Source organism: Dactylosporangium fulvum, from assembly GCF_025137375.1.
In the GTDB taxonomy this organism is placed as follows: Bacteria; Actinomycetota; Actinomycetes; order Mycobacteriales; family Micromonosporaceae; genus Dactylosporangium; species Dactylosporangium fulvum.
This window is the reverse complement of the sequence record NZ_CP073720.1, coordinates 2,488,193-2,501,416: the sequence shown is the minus strand read 5'-3', so window position 1 is coordinate 2,501,416 and position 13,224 is coordinate 2,488,193. Positions and strand designations below refer to the sequence as shown.

The 13,224-nt window shown below is 71.8% G+C and carries 17 protein-coding genes; 12 read left to right on the top strand and 5 right to left on the bottom strand.

From position 1 onward, the window contains the following. Window positions 1-58: 58 nt before the first annotated feature. The 3 genes from Dfulv_RS11670 to Dfulv_RS11660 all read right to left on the bottom strand — a co-directional run bounded on the left by Dfulv_RS11670 (window position 59) and on the right by Dfulv_RS11660 (window position 2,145). Complete coding sequence (locus Dfulv_RS11670; protein ID WP_259862825.1) at window positions 59-823, bottom strand: SDR family NAD(P)-dependent oxidoreductase; 765 nt, start codon at window positions 821-823, stop codon at window positions 59-61. A 17-nt stretch (window positions 824-840) separates the two neighbouring features. Next, entirely contained in the window at window positions 841-1,671 is an 831-nt protein-coding gene (locus Dfulv_RS11665; protein WP_259862824.1) for a helix-turn-helix domain-containing protein, read from the bottom strand. Between the two features lie 213 nt (window positions 1,672-1,884). Then, window positions 1,885-2,145: a DUF397 domain-containing protein gene (locus Dfulv_RS11660; RefSeq protein ID WP_259862822.1), complete on the bottom strand. Its 261-nt coding sequence runs from the start codon at window positions 2,143-2,145 to the stop codon at window positions 1,885-1,887. Between the two features lie 205 nt (window positions 2,146-2,350). Between Dfulv_RS11660 and Dfulv_RS11655 the strand changes: the two genes are divergently transcribed. The 6 genes from Dfulv_RS11655 to Dfulv_RS11630 all read left to right on the top strand — a co-directional run bounded on the left by Dfulv_RS11655 (window position 2,351) and on the right by Dfulv_RS11630 (window position 6,954). Then, window positions 2,351-3,043 carry a GGDEF domain-containing protein gene (locus Dfulv_RS11655; RefSeq protein ID WP_259862820.1) on the top strand — a complete coding sequence of 231 codons (693 nt, stop codon included), beginning with the start codon at window positions 2,351-2,353 and terminating at the stop codon, window positions 3,041-3,043. A gap of 10 nt (window positions 3,044-3,053) precedes the next feature. Further along, complete coding sequence (locus Dfulv_RS11650; protein ID WP_259862818.1) at window positions 3,054-3,257, top strand: hypothetical protein; 204 nt, start codon at window positions 3,054-3,056, stop codon at window positions 3,255-3,257. Between the two features lie 65 nt (window positions 3,258-3,322). Further along, window positions 3,323-3,658 carry a hypothetical protein gene (locus tag Dfulv_RS11645; RefSeq protein ID WP_259862816.1) on the top strand — a complete coding sequence of 112 codons (336 nt, stop codon included), beginning with the start codon at window positions 3,323-3,325 and terminating at the stop codon, window positions 3,656-3,658. A 64-nt stretch (window positions 3,659-3,722) separates the two neighbouring features. Next, window positions 3,723-4,982 (top strand): ArgE/DapE family deacylase, encoded by a 1,260-nt coding sequence (locus Dfulv_RS11640; RefSeq protein ID WP_259862815.1) that lies wholly within the window; start codon window positions 3,723-3,725, stop codon window positions 4,980-4,982. 111 nt (window positions 4,983-5,093) lie between these two features. Continuing rightward, window positions 5,094-6,551, top strand: coding sequence for a cellulose binding domain-containing protein (locus tag Dfulv_RS11635; protein WP_259862814.1), 1,458 nt, complete (start codon window positions 5,094-5,096; stop codon window positions 6,549-6,551). Between the two features lie 55 nt (window positions 6,552-6,606). Then, window positions 6,607-6,954 (top strand): PadR family transcriptional regulator, encoded by a 348-nt coding sequence (locus tag Dfulv_RS11630; RefSeq protein ID WP_259862813.1) that lies wholly within the window; start codon window positions 6,607-6,609, stop codon window positions 6,952-6,954. 229 nt (window positions 6,955-7,183) lie between these two features. Here Dfulv_RS11630 and Dfulv_RS11625 read toward each other — a convergent pair whose 3' ends face one another. After that, entirely contained in the window at window positions 7,184-7,630 is a 447-nt protein-coding gene (locus Dfulv_RS11625; RefSeq protein WP_259862812.1) for a MarR family winged helix-turn-helix transcriptional regulator, read from the bottom strand. Between the two features lie 87 nt (window positions 7,631-7,717). Between Dfulv_RS11625 and Dfulv_RS11620 the strand changes: the two genes are divergently transcribed. From Dfulv_RS11620 to Dfulv_RS11605, 4 genes are all read left to right on the top strand, one after another. Further along, complete coding sequence (locus tag Dfulv_RS11620) at window positions 7,718-8,089, top strand: cupin domain-containing protein (protein WP_259862811.1); 372 nt, start codon at window positions 7,718-7,720, stop codon at window positions 8,087-8,089. A 142-nt stretch (window positions 8,090-8,231) separates the two neighbouring features. Then, window positions 8,232-8,444, top strand: coding sequence for a DUF2000 domain-containing protein (locus tag Dfulv_RS48775; protein WP_259862810.1), 213 nt, complete (start codon window positions 8,232-8,234; stop codon window positions 8,442-8,444). A 28-nt stretch (window positions 8,445-8,472) separates the two neighbouring features. Beyond that, complete coding sequence (locus tag Dfulv_RS11610; RefSeq protein ID WP_259862809.1) at window positions 8,473-9,774, top strand: hypothetical protein; 1,302 nt, start codon at window positions 8,473-8,475, stop codon at window positions 9,772-9,774. A 229-nt stretch (window positions 9,775-10,003) separates the two neighbouring features. Continuing rightward, window positions 10,004-10,792, top strand: a complete 789-nt coding sequence (locus tag Dfulv_RS11605) for an alpha/beta fold hydrolase (protein ID WP_259862807.1) — start codon at window positions 10,004-10,006, stop codon at window positions 10,790-10,792. An 82-nt stretch (window positions 10,793-10,874) separates the two neighbouring features. On the opposite strand, the gene Dfulv_RS11600 is transcribed toward Dfulv_RS11605, so the two are convergent. Beyond that, window positions 10,875-11,729, bottom strand: a complete 855-nt coding sequence (locus tag Dfulv_RS11600) for an LLM class F420-dependent oxidoreductase (protein ID WP_259862806.1) — start codon at window positions 11,727-11,729, stop codon at window positions 10,875-10,877. 61 nt (window positions 11,730-11,790) lie between these two features. Between Dfulv_RS11600 and Dfulv_RS11595 the strand changes: the two genes are divergently transcribed. Then, window positions 11,791-12,672 carry a LysR family transcriptional regulator gene (locus tag Dfulv_RS11595; protein ID WP_259862805.1) on the top strand — a complete coding sequence of 294 codons (882 nt, stop codon included), beginning with the start codon at window positions 11,791-11,793 and terminating at the stop codon, window positions 12,670-12,672. A gap of 105 nt (window positions 12,673-12,777) precedes the next feature. After that, on the top strand, window positions 12,778-13,224 hold the full coding sequence (locus Dfulv_RS11590; protein WP_259862804.1) for a TIGR03618 family F420-dependent PPOX class oxidoreductase: 447 nt from the start codon (window positions 12,778-12,780) through the stop codon (window positions 13,222-13,224).

Genomic DNA, 13,224 nt, shown 5'->3' with positions numbered 1-13,224 from the left:
AGGAAAACTTGGGTCATGGCCCCAGTTTTCCTACCACCTGACAGCCGGGAAACGCCGCTCAGCCGGTTTGCTGCGTGGGCCGTACGAGCATCTCGTTGACGGCGACGTGCCGCGGGCGGGTCACGATGTACGCGATGTTGTCGGCGATGTCCTCGGCGGAGAGGCGTTCGACGCCCTCGAACCGTTGCTGGATCGTGGTCTGGACCTCCGGGCGGTTGTGGGACGCGAGTTCTGTCGCGGTGGCGCCGGGCTCGACGAGGGAGATGCGGACGAAGCGACCGGTCACCTCCTGCCGCAGCGCCTCGCTGAAGGCGCCCACCGCGTGTTTCGTGGCGTTGTAGACCGCGCTGCCGTTGCGGGCCACCCGCCCGGCGACCGAGCTGATGTTCACCATGTCGGCGACCCGCCGCGGCTGCTTCCCGGCGGCCTCCAGCAGGTGTGGCAGCGCGGCGTGTGCGCAGTACAACAGCCCCATCAGGTTGATGGAGACCATCCGCTCCCACTCGGAGAGGGGCGCGTCGACGGCCGGTCCGAGGAGCATGACGCCGGCGTTGTTGACGAGGGTGTCGAGCCGGCCGAGTTCGTCGACGGTCCGCTCCACCGCCTGCCGGGCCTGGGCCTCGTCGGTGACGTCGGTCTCCAGGACGATGGCGTCACCGCCGGCGACGGCGATCCGCGCGGCGAGGTCGGTGAGCCGGTCGGCCCGGCGGGCGGCCAGGGCGACCGCGGCGCCCTGTGCGGACAGTGCCAGCGCGGCTGCCGCGCCGATACCACTGGAAGCGCCCGTGACGAGCGCGACGGTGCCATCCAAACGATCTGCCATACGGCAAACCTAGAAGGCTAGGCGTTCAGATCCTTCCGGATCTCCTCAAGGATCTTCGAGGTGTCGGTCGGCGGGTGCGCCTCGACGCACAGCCGCTCCATCGCCTCCGCGTAAAGGTCGACGTCGTCGCGCTTGTCGAGATACAGCGCGCTGGTCAGCTGCTCGATGTAGACGACGTCGGGGAGGTCCTCGTCGGGGAAGCGCAGGATCGAGAACGCACCACCCGCGGCGGCGTGGCCGCCGGCCTGAAACGGGATGACCTGGAGCCGCACGTTGGGCAGGGTGCTGGCCTCCAGCAGGGCCTCCACCTGGCCGCGCATCACGTCGAGGCCGCCGATCGGGCGGCGCAGCGCGGCTTCGTCGACGACGACCCACAGCTTGACCGGCTGCTCCCGGGTGAGGATCTCCTGCCGCTTCATCCGCAGCTCGACGCGGCGCTCGATCTCCTCCCGCTTGGCGCGGCCGTGGCCGAGGAGGACGACGGCGCGGGCGTAGTCGCGGGTCTGCAGCAGGCCGGGGACGAACTGCACCTCATACGTGCGGATCAGCGCGGCAGCGGCCTCGAGGCCGAGATAGGACTGGAACCAGTTCGGCAGGACGTCGCCGAAGCGGTGCCACCAGCCGGGGTTGTTCGCCTCGCGGGCGAGTGCGAGCAGGCGGTCCCGCTCGACCTGGTCGTCCATCCCGTAGAGGGTGAGCAGATCGGCGACGTCGCGCTCCTTGAAGCCGACGCGGCCGAGCTCCATGCGGCTGATCTTCGACTCGGACGAGCGGATCTCCCAGCCGGCGTCCTCCCGGCTGACGCCCTGCGCTTCACGTAACCGGCGCAGGTGAGCGCCCAGCAGCATCCGGAGGACCGTCGGGCCTCCGGACGCTCCTCCTTCTGGTGTTCCGGTCGTCACCTACCGCCTCCGGGATGTCAAACAGTCGCGTCGCGGGGGCTTCCCCCGCGACGGCCGGAGTAAGCATGCCATGACCGGATAGTAAGCGGGAGTGGGCTCGCGTCGATCCGGCGGGCGAGCCTTACCCAACTCATGGCGGGCCTTACTCAACCGAACGGCTCAGCCGGCCGGTCGGGGGAACAAGGTCAACAGATTGTCGAAGTCACCGTCACGGGCACCGCCGACGAAGGCGGCGATCTCGTCGAAGGTGTAGATGAGTGCGGGCCCCTCGGGGTCCCGCGAGTTCCGCATGGCAAAGCCGGACCCGTCAGGCAGCCGGGCCAGTTCGACACAGTTGCCACTCGGGTTGCTACGGCGGCTCTTCTGCCAGGTCACGCCCGTCAGGTCGCCGGCCGGCATCCCGTTGTACGTCTGCTCCATGGACATCTCTCTGATGCATTGGTTGAAAGTTCACCGAGTGAACGGCATCTGCACGTGCATCGGCTCTTGCGTCTGCAGCCGATAAAGCGCATGCTAGCGCATGTGCGAATGTACGGATGCGCTCACGATTTGTGATCAAAACCGGACGTTCGCTCCCAAACGATCGGGCATCTTCCCCAGCTGCGATCTTGAAAGGGACGCGCGTATGGATCCCCTCGCCTTCCTGGCCGGTGCGGCCGCGGCGGCAGGGGCCTGCACGAGCCTCTGCATGTATCTGCGCGCGCGACGCGCGGAGAAGGAGGCCGCGCGGCTGCGGTCCGACCTCATCGTCGAGCGGCACGCCGCGAGCCACGACGCGCTCACGGGCCTGCCCAACCGTCGCGCCTTCTATCAGCGCGGTGCCGCGCTCGTCGCGGACGTCGACCGGCACCCCCTGGTCGCGATCGTCCTCGACGTCGACGGCTTCAAGCAGATCAACGACGTGTACGGCCACTCCGCCGGCGACGCGGTCCTGGTCACCGTCGCGCAGCGGCTGGTCGCGTGCGCCGGGTCGGGGCTGGTCGCGCGCCTGGGCGGCGACGAGTTCGCCGGCCTGATCGCGTGTCGCGGCGGTCCCCCCGAGGAACAGGCCGACCGGCTCTCCCAGGCGCTCGCCGCGCCGATGCCGCTGGGCGGCCAGATCATCACCGTCAGCGCCTCGGTCGGGCTCGTCCCGGTCGAGCCGTTCGCCCATCTCGCCGACGCGGTCCACCGGGCCGACGCGGCGATGTACCGCGCGAAGCGCGCCCGTCGCCGTCCGCATCTCGCGGCACAGCACGTCCTGCACACCACGCTCCGCCTCGGCAAGCCCAGACAGCCGGTCGAGAAGGACCCCACCCGCCCGACCTCGGCGACCTAAGGGAACCTCCATGGACCTCAAAGAGCTCGTGAGACAGCGCCGCCGCCACCAGCCCCGCCCCCGGTCCTGGCTGGCCAACAAGCTCAAGCGTGGTGAGCAGTGCCGCGACTGCCACCGGCCGTGGCCGTGCGACCAGTACGTGAGCGCCCGCAACTCGGTGCTCGTCTACGCCCTGCGGCGCATCGAACTCGCCCGGCCGGGGAGTCTGGGGTGACTGTCGCGCACATCCCCGCACGGCCGACGTGGCGGTGCACGGGGTGTGCCGAGCCGTGGCCCTGCGTGACGAAGCGCCAGCAGTTGATCGCCGACCACGGCGACAGCCCCGCCGAACTGCGCACGCTGATGGCGCTGCGGGTCGCCGACGCGGCGGAGGACCTCCGCCAGTACGGCGCCGAGCAGTTGTGGAACCGTTTCCTCGGCTGGCTGCCCGCCCCCGGCCAGCGCCCCGCCATCCGTTGGGTGGCGAACCCGCCGCTGGGCGGTTATCGCCGCCAGCCGCCGAGCCGCGAGCTGGTCGACCCGCGCGAGCCGGTCACCACGCTGCCCGCGCCACCAGCGGGTAGTGGTCCGACGCGGATTCCGCCGCCCCGCCGGTCACGACGCGGCACTCGGTGAACCGCTCGGCGGCCGCCGTTTCTGATGTTGTACGTCATGAGCGTCAACGGCATACATTGCCCTGGTGAATGCCCGCGCGAACCATGATCCTGCCCTCTCCGCCCTGCACGCCGCCCGCGACGAGGCCGTCACCACGCTCGCCGACCTCATCCGCATACCCAGTGTGGGCGGCACCGCGGCGGAAAGTGCGATCGTCCACCACGTCGGCCGCCTGCTGCAAGCCGAGGGCGTCGAGATCGACCTGTGGCCGATCCCGGTGGCCGAGCTGGCCGCCCGGCCGGACTTCCCGGGCATGGAGGTCACCCGTGACGAGGCGTGGGGCCTGGTCGCGCGGCTGCCGGGCACGGATCCGGCGGCGCCGACGCTCATGTTCAACGGGCATCTGGACGTGGTACCGCCGGGAGACCCGTCGACCTGGTCCGCCGATCCCTACTCGGGCCGGATCGCCGACGGCCACGCCCACGGCCGGGGCGCCTGCGACATGAAGGGCGGTTTCGTCTCAGCGCTGTCGGCGCTGCTGGCACTGCACCGCAGCGGCACACGACCGGCCGGTGACGTCCTCCTCGCCGCCGTCGTCGGCGAGGAGGACGGCGGGCTCGGCACGTACGCCACCCTCGACCGCGGCTGGCGCGCCGACGCCTGCGTGATCACCGAGCCGACCGCGCTGGACGTGCTGGCCGCCAACGGCGGGGCACTCACCTTCCGGCTGCGGGTGCCGGGCCTGGCCGCGCACGCCTGCGCCCGCACGAGCGGGGTCAGCGCCGTCGAGAAGTTCCAGCTGATCTTCCCGGTGCTCCGGGCGCTGGAGGAGGCCCGCAACCGCGACGTCGACCCGATGATGCACCGGTGGGACGTCGCCTACCCGCTGGAGATCGGCACGGTCCGCGCCGGCGACTGGGCCTCCACCGTGCCCGACCTGCTCGTCGCCGAGGGCCGCTTCGGCGTGGCACTCGACGAGCCGGTCGACGAGGCGCGGGCGGCGTTCGAGCGGACCGTCGCCGAGGCGTGCGCCGCCGACCCGTGGCTGAAGGAGCACCCGGTGACGGTGGAGTGGTGGGGCGGGCAGTTCGCCTCGGGCCGCTGCCCCGACGGCAGCGACATGGTCCAGCGGGTCATCGCCGCGCACGGCGGTGCCTTCACCGCCGAGCCGGCGGTCGTCGGCGCCCCGTACGGCTCGGACCTGCGCCTGCTCACGGCCGCCGGCATCCCGACCGTCCAGTACGGCCCCGGCGTCGGCTACGGCCACTGCCCCGACGAGCGCGTCTCGCTGGCCCAGGTCCACGCCTGCGCCGAGACCCTGGTCCGCCTGGCCCTGTCCCCCTGACCCCTTCTCTCGGCGTTGATCATGCACTTGTGGAGGCGGGTGGTTGACCCGCAGCTGTAAAGACTGTTAACTAATCAGCCAACGGACGCTCGCGCGACAAGAGGCTGGTCGATGCGCATCCATCGCACGTTCCTGCTCGCCGGAGGCGCCGTCGCGGTCGCGGCGGCGACCGTGTTGGTCGCCCCGCTCGCCCAGGCCGCGTCGGCGTCGCTGACCGCGACATTCACCCAGTCGTCGACGTGGAGCTCCGGATACGGGGCCGGCATCACGATCACGAACCGCGGCGACGCGGCCGCGAGCGGCTGGGTCGTGGAGTTCGACCTGCCGGCCGGGTCCACGGTCAGCAGCTCGTGGGACTCGGTCCGGACGAGCACGGGCCAGCACCACCGGTTCGCCAACGCGTCCTGGAACGGCGCCATCGCCCCGGGAGCGTCGACAAGCTTCGGCTTCAACGTGAGTGGTACGGGCGTGCCGGTCAACTGCCTGGTCAACGGCGCGCCGTGCGCGGGCGGCCCGGCACCGTTGCCCTCCCCCAGCTCCCCCTCACCGTCCCCGTCGCCCTCCCCGGGCTCCTCGTCCCCGTCCACGCCGCCCTCCTCGCCCGGAGGGTCCATTGTGGACGTCGCCACGGCCGCACAGCTGACCACGGCCATGGCGAACGCCCGCCCCGGCCAGACGATCCGGCTCGCGCCCGGCACCTACGACGGCTCCTTCATCGGCACCACCCCGGGCACCGCGGCGGCGCCGATCACGGTGACCGGCCCGCGCACCGCGATCCTGACCAACCCGGCGCCGTCGGGCTCCGGTCCGTCGTGCCCGGCGCCGACCCCCGGCTGGGACCCCGGCTACGGCGTGTGGATCGCGAACGCGCCGTACTGGAACCTCGTCGGCTTCACCGTCGCGAACGCGAAGAAGGGTGTCGTCGTCGACAACTCGCCGCACGTCACGATCGACGGCCTGTACGTTCACCACATCGCCGACGAGGGAGTCCACTTCAGACGGTCCTCTTCGGACGGTGTCATCAAGAACTCCACGGTGGAGTACACCGGGACGGTCCAGCCGGCGTACGGCGAGGGCGTATATCTCGGCTCGGCGAACTCCAACTGGGACTGCCACGGCAACAGCGGCGGCGTCGACCGCTCCGACCGGGTCCAGGTGCTCAACAACCACATCGGCCCGTACGTCACGGCGGAGCACATCGACGTCAAGGAGGGCACCGTCGCCGGTGTCATCCGGGGCAACACCTTCGACGGGCGGGGCATCTCCGGCCAGAACTCGGCGGACTCGTGGGTCGACGTGAAGGGCAGCGGCTACACGATCGAGGGCAACACCGGCACCTTCGGCCCGCCCGGCACGTTCGCCAACGGCTACGAGACGCACAACCCGGTGACCGGCTCCGGCTGCGGCAACATCTGGCGCGACAACGTCTCCGACCTCGGCGGCGTCGGCCGTTACGCGATCAACGTGACGTCGACGTCGAAGTGCGCCGGTAACCTCAACGTCGTGTACTCCTCCAACACGGTGCGCAACGCGACGACCGGTCTGACCAACATCACGGTGACCCCGTAGCGGCCTGACCGATCGGTTGATTGAATATATCGATCGTCTTTATACAGTGATGGGTATGACTGGCTTGCCATTACGCGAACCGACGTTCCTGGTCCTGACCGCACTCGCGGCGGAGCCGCAGCACGGCTACAGCGTGCTGGACGATGTGCGGCGGATCTCCGAAAACCGCGTGCGCCTGCAGGCCGGCACGCTCTACGGCATCCTGGACCGGCTCCGCGCCGACGGCCTGATCGAGGTCGACCGCGAGGAGGTCGTGGCGTCGCGCCTGCGGCGGTACTACCGCCTGACCCCGGTCGGCCGCGACCTGTTGAGCTCGGAGACCGATCGCCTGCACAGAAACGCGGCCGCGGCCGACCGCCGCCTGCGCCGCCTCCACCTGACCCCGAACCACACCGCGGCCTGACCCGCCACCGACGCCCGGCGACCACCCATCGGCGCGGGCGATCCGCCGGACCGTCACCAACGGCTCCGGCGACTCACGGCACCACCCACTCCAGCCGGACGGGCCGGGTCATCCCGGACCGAATACTCCGCCGTTTGGTCGCGCGAGCGTTCCGGCAGGCACCGCCTCATGACGGGGCGGCGCAGCGGTCAACGGCGACCGCTCGCCTCCGGCAGCCGGCGAGCCGCACCTACGAGGCGCTGACGCGGACCAGCATCTCGCGGAGCTTCGCCAGGTCCGCCGGGCCCAGCAGGGTCGCGAAATCGCTGTCGACCTCGGCCATCGCCGCCGGGGCGCCGGACAAGAACTCCTCGCCGCGGTCCGTCAGCGTCACCACCACCGCGCGCTGATCCGTCGGGTCCGGACGCGATCCCACGTATCCCAGCCCTTCCAGCTCGCGGACCAGCCGGCCCATCATCTGACGGGTCATCCCGGCCCGCGCCGCCAACTCCGTGATCCGGGTGCCCGACGGGTCGAGGTTGGTCAGCGCCGGCAGGTGGCCCAACCGTACGTCGGCGTGACCGCTCGCCTGGAGCTTGGCCAGCGACGCCGCCTGGGCGCGGCGGTGGGCGTGCAGCAGGAGCCGGCCGAGCGGCAGCGCGCGCAGCTCCTCGGCGGACGGGTTGACATCCGACATACGAAACCCCATTTACAAAAATACGAAATCTGGTTTAGCTTCTAGCGGGAGAGGTACGACAGGCACGACAGGAGGAGCGAACAACTCATGAGTATCGTGCGAGCGGCCGACGCGCCGCGATTCGAGCTCGGCGACGCGCGGTTCACCGTCTTCGCCGGGCCCAGCAACGGGTCACGGCAGGTGTGTGCGTGGCGGCTGACCGTTCCGGCCGGCCTCGAGTCGAACGCGCACACCGTCGACCGGGACGAGGTCTTCGTGGTGCTTTCCGGGCAGGTCCGGATCACGCCCGGCGGTGACCTGCTCGGACCCGGCGACTCGACCGTCGTGCCGGCCGGCGCGCCGATCTCGGTCGGCAACCCGGGCGCCGAGGCGGCCGAGGTGTACGTCGCGCTGCAGGCCGGCTTCACCGCGTATCAGAGCGACGGGACGTCGATCGGCACGCCACCCTGGGCGGCATAGCTGCCCGGTGTGACGCCGAGGTGGCGCTTGAAGTGCCGGTACCGATGACACCACCTGACGCCGGTCGAGGTGGGTCCGCAGGCGGTCACGGATCAGGGCCAGCCGGCTCTCGGCCTCGAGCTCGTCGCTTGCGGAACCTGTGGTGGGTCGCGGCACGGCCGTCGTGCGCCACGTTCGGCGGCAGGAGGGTCACGGTCGCGCCCGCCGCGCCGCGGTGGTGCCGGTCGAGGTCGAAGCGGATCGCGCCGCCGTCCGGGCCGTGACACGCGCTGAGCTGCGGCTCGTCGGGATCGCCGTGCACGGGCCGAAAACCGGCGTCGACCGGATCCTCAAAGGCGCCCGGCTGCACGGTTAGTATGCGCGTGCTCACCGAGGAGGGCCTGATGATGCGTGTGCTTGCCGAGGTTGTCGAGGTGCCGTTCGAGGGGGACGGCGCCGGTCACGGCCCGCTCTCGTGGGGCCAGATCGAGAGTTGGAACGCCGTGCGCGCTCTCGGTCACTGGATGCCGCTCGGCGGCGTCGAGCCGATCGCGCCGGGCACCTCGCTGGACGACGTCCTCGGCGAGCTGCGGTACCACATGTGCCGCCACGCCACGCTCCGCACCCGCCTGCACGTCCCGCCGGACGGCGGCACCCCGGCGCAGGAGGTCTTCGCCCGCGGCACGCTCACCGTCGAGGTGTACGACGACGCCGACCCGCAGGAGGTCGCCGGCCGGTACCGTGACCGCCCGCTCGACTTCACCGCCGAGTGGCCGATCCGCGCCGCGGTCGTCCGCCGCGACGGCGTGCCCGCGCACCTCGTCGCGGTCGTCTCGCACTTCGCGACCGACGGCGCCGGCGCAAAGATCATGCTCCGCGAGGCGCGCGAACGGCCGGACACCCCGGTCGAGGGCCTCGCACCGCTGGAGCAGGCCCGCTGGCAGGCGTCACCGCCCGGCCGGCGGCAGAACACGGCCGCGCTCCGGCACCTCGACGGCATCGTGCGGACCATGCCGCCGGTGCGGTTCCCGGTGCCGGACGTGCCCCGCAACCCGCGGTACTGGCGGGCCGCCTTCGACTCCGCCGCCCTGCCACTGGCGCTGCGCGCACTCACCGACCGGACCGACGTGGATCCCGCGGTCAGTCTCCTGGCGGTGTTCGCGGCCGCGGTGGCCGAGACGTCGGGCATCGATCCGGTGGTGGTACGGCCATTGGTGAGCAACCGGTTCCGGGCCGGGCTCGGCGGGGTGGTCTGCACCGCCGTGCAGGCCGGGCTGTGCCTGATCGACACCGCCGGCGACTTCGACGACGTGGTCGAGCGGGCGCGGCGGGCGGCGCTGGCGGGGTACAAGTACGCCTACTTCGACCAGCGTGACCTGCACGCGCTGCTGGACCGGACGGCCGCCGAGCGGGGCGAGCAGCTGCAGATCGGCTGCTTCCTCAACGACCGGCGCGGCCCGGTGCCGATGGACGCGCCGCCCGAGGCCGAGATCCGGGCGGCGCTGCCCCGTTCCGAACTCCGGTGGATCACCCGCCAGGACCGTCCTGCGCTCGAGCCGCTGATCGTCGACGTCGAGGACGGTCCTGACGGATACCGCCTCACGCTGCACAGCGACACGCGCTGGCTGGCGCCGGAGGACGCCGAGCGGCTGCTGTGGTCGATGGAGGCGATCGCGGTGCGCCACGCGTGGCCACGACGTCCCTGACGTCGTCCTCGCGGCCACGCCGCGATGTCCCGATGCTCCGGGAATGCTCCGGGAATGCTCCGGGAATGCTCCGGGAATGCTCCGTGAACCCGCCCGGCACGCCATCGAGCCGACCCGACGCCCCCGGCGGCCGTCAAACCTTGTCGGCGTCGGCAACTTTTCGTGAAGCTTCGACCGCAGCCAGCCGGGACACAGTGAAATTGTCAGACCCCGTCGACATGATGTCCGCATGCATTTCGTCGCACACGGCACCGGCATCCCGGTGCTCGCCATCCACGGCTGGACCCCCGACCACCGGCTGATGCTCGGCTGCCTCGAGCCGCTGTTCGCCCGCCGCCCGGGCTACCGGCGGCTCTATCCCGACCTCCCGAGCATGGGACGCACACCGGCCCCGCCGTCGATCGCGAGCTCCGACGACGTGCTCGCCGAGCTGGCGGCGTTCGTCACGGCCGAGTTCGGCGACTCGCCGTTCCTGCTGATCGGCGAGTCCTACGGCGGTTATCTCGCCCGCGCGCTGGCCCGTGCACGCCCGGCCCAGGTGCTCGGCCTCGCGCTGATCTGCCCCATCGGCACGAAGCTGGAGCACGCCGAGCGCACCGTGCCGCAGCACCAGGTGCTGCGGCCCGACCCCGACCTGCTCGCCTCGCTCGATCCGGCGCTGGCCGAGGAGTTCTCCGCGATGGCCGTGGTGCAGAGCCCCGAGACCCTGAAGCGATACCAGGATGAGGTGCGACCCGGGCTCGACGCCGCCGACAGCACCGCGATGGCCCGCATCCGGGAGCACTGGCAGCTCAGCGTGGATCCGGAGGACGGGCCGCCGTTCAGCCGGCCCGCGCTGATCCTCACCGGACGGCAGGACGCCAGCGTCGGATATGCCGACCAGTTCGCGCTGCTGCCGCACTATCCGCGGGCGACGTTCGCGGTGCTCGACGTCGCCGGGCACAACCTGCAGTTCGAGCAGCCGGAGTTGTTCGAGGCGCTGATGGCCGAATGGCTCGACCGGGTCGCGGCGGAGTGACCGGCTGATCCAGTGGTTGCTGCGGCGATGGCTCCGGTCACGAGGTGTCACGGCGGGTGGCGGACACCCCGTGGCCGGGCGCTCAGTGCACCAGCCCCTCGGCAGCCGCGCGGGACGCGTGCTCCGAGAGGAACCGGGCGACGTCGTCGGGGTCCTCGATCGGCAGCGGATAGACGACGAGCCGGTCCACGCCCAGCGCCGCGTACTGTGCCATCTCCGCCCGTGACACCGGCGAGAACTGCATCCAGGTGACCTCCAGCCGCCCGAGCGCCGCCGGGCGCTCCACCTCGCGGGTCGCCGCGGCGATCCCGTCGAGGTGCCGGCGCAGGTCGGCCGCGGACGCGCCGTTGCCAAACCAGCCGTCGCCGCGAGCGACGGCCCGCCGGAACGCCGCCGGGCTGTGGCCGCCGATCACGACCGGCACGGGCCGGGCCGGGCGCGGGTGGGCATCGACCTTGTCGAACGAGACGAAGCGCCCGTGGTGGGCCGGAGCCTCGTCCGTCCAGAGGGAGCGCATGGCGTCGATGTACTCGTCCGTGCGGGCACCGCGCCCGGCCATCGGCACGCCGACGGCGGTCATCTCCGGCTCCAGATAACCGGCGCCCACACCGAGCAGCAGCCGCCCGCCGCTGAGCACGTCGAGGCTCGCGACCTGCTTGGCGAGCACCAGCGGGTTGCGCTGGGGCAGGATGACGATCGCGGTGCCGAGCGCGATGGTCGTCGTGGCGCCGGCCACGAAGGTCAGGTGGATCAGCGGATCGAGGACCGGGTCGGTGGGCGCCATCGGCGAGTCCGGCGTCCGCGGGCTGGGCAGCACCACGTGCTCGCCCGCCCACCAGGACCGGTAGCCGAGGTCTTCGGCCAGCCGGGCCAGTCGCACGGTGGCCCGCGGGCCGATGGTCGCCTTCGCGTTGAGTCCGGACACCCCGAGTTCCACCCGTTCATCCTGCGACGGCCCGGCGGCCGGGGTCCAAGACTTGCTGTCATAACCTTCGGTTATGGATGTGCACGTCCGGGACCTGCGATACTTCGTCGCCGTCGCCGAGGAGCTCAACTTCACCCGTGCGGCGAGCCGGTTGCACGTCTCGCAGCCGGCGCTCAGCAAGCAGATCCGCCAGCTGGAGCTGGCCCTGCGAGCGACGCTGTTCGACCGCGGCCGCCGCGCGATCACGATCACCGCGGCCGGCGCCGCCCTGCTCCCCCACGCCCAGCGGCTGATCGGCGACTGGGACCGGGCCCGGCAGGAGGTCGCGGCGGTGGTGTCCACTTCGGACAGCACGTTGACCGTGGGCTTCCAGACCAGCATCGGCCGCGGCCTGATCCCGGCGGTGACCACCCGCATGGCGCAGGACCTGCCGGGCTGGCAGCTCGCGTTCCGGCAGATCCCGTGGGCCGACCCGAGCGCGGGCCTCGACGCCGAGGAGGTGGACGTCGCGATCGCATGGCTGCCGGTGCCAGCCGGCGGCGCCCTCTCCTGGCGGGTCGTGACTGTCGAGGACCGCTGGGTCGCGCTGCCGGTCGGCCATCACCTGGCGAGCCGGGAGCGGGTGCCGTTCGACGCTCTGGCCAGTGAGCCGTTTGTGGCCCTGCCGCGCAGTGCCGGGGCGTTGCGGGACTTCTGGCTGGCCAGCGACCACCGCGAGTCCCCCGCGACGGTGTCGGTGACGGCCACGACCGCCGACGAGACGTTCGAGGCGGTGGCGTCGGGTCGCGGCGTGGCGCTGCTCGCGGCGGGCAACGCCGAGCTGTACCAGCGCGACGACGTCGTCTGCCGTCCGGTGACCGGCCTGTCGCCCAGCCAGCTCGCGGTGGTGTGGCGCACCGGCGACACCCGCGAGGCGGTCCGCGTGTTCACGGAGGCCTGCTGCCGCTGCGTCTGACCGCACACGAGCGGCTCGGCGCACACCGGTGCGGCGGCGTCGAGGAGGGTTCCGAGCAACTCGTCGCCGCGCCGCTCGCGGCAGGCGGACGGATATGCTGGCCGCATGATCTCCACCGACGAGGGGCTGCGGCGCGTCGCCGAGCTGGCGTCCCGGGAGCACTGGCTCGCGGTCCTGGTGACCGTGCGGGCCGACGGCGAGCCGTCGACCTCCGTGGTCAACGCGGGCATCCTGCAGCACCCGGACACCGGGGCTCCGGTCGTCGCGCTCGTCTCGCGCGGCGGCACGGCGAAGCTCGCCAACCTGCGGCAGCACCCGCGGGCGACCCTGGCGTTCCGGGCCGGCTGGGAGTGGATCTCGGTCAGCGGCCCGGCCGAGATCGTCGGGCCGGAGGCGGGCGCCGAGAAGCTCCGCCTGCTGCTGCGCGACATCTACCACGCGGCGGGTGGTGTCCACCCCGACCTCGACGAATACGACCGGGCCATGGTCGAGGACCGCCGCGTCGCGGTCCTCGTGGCACCGGAACGGTTCGCGACCAACCCGTCGACCTGA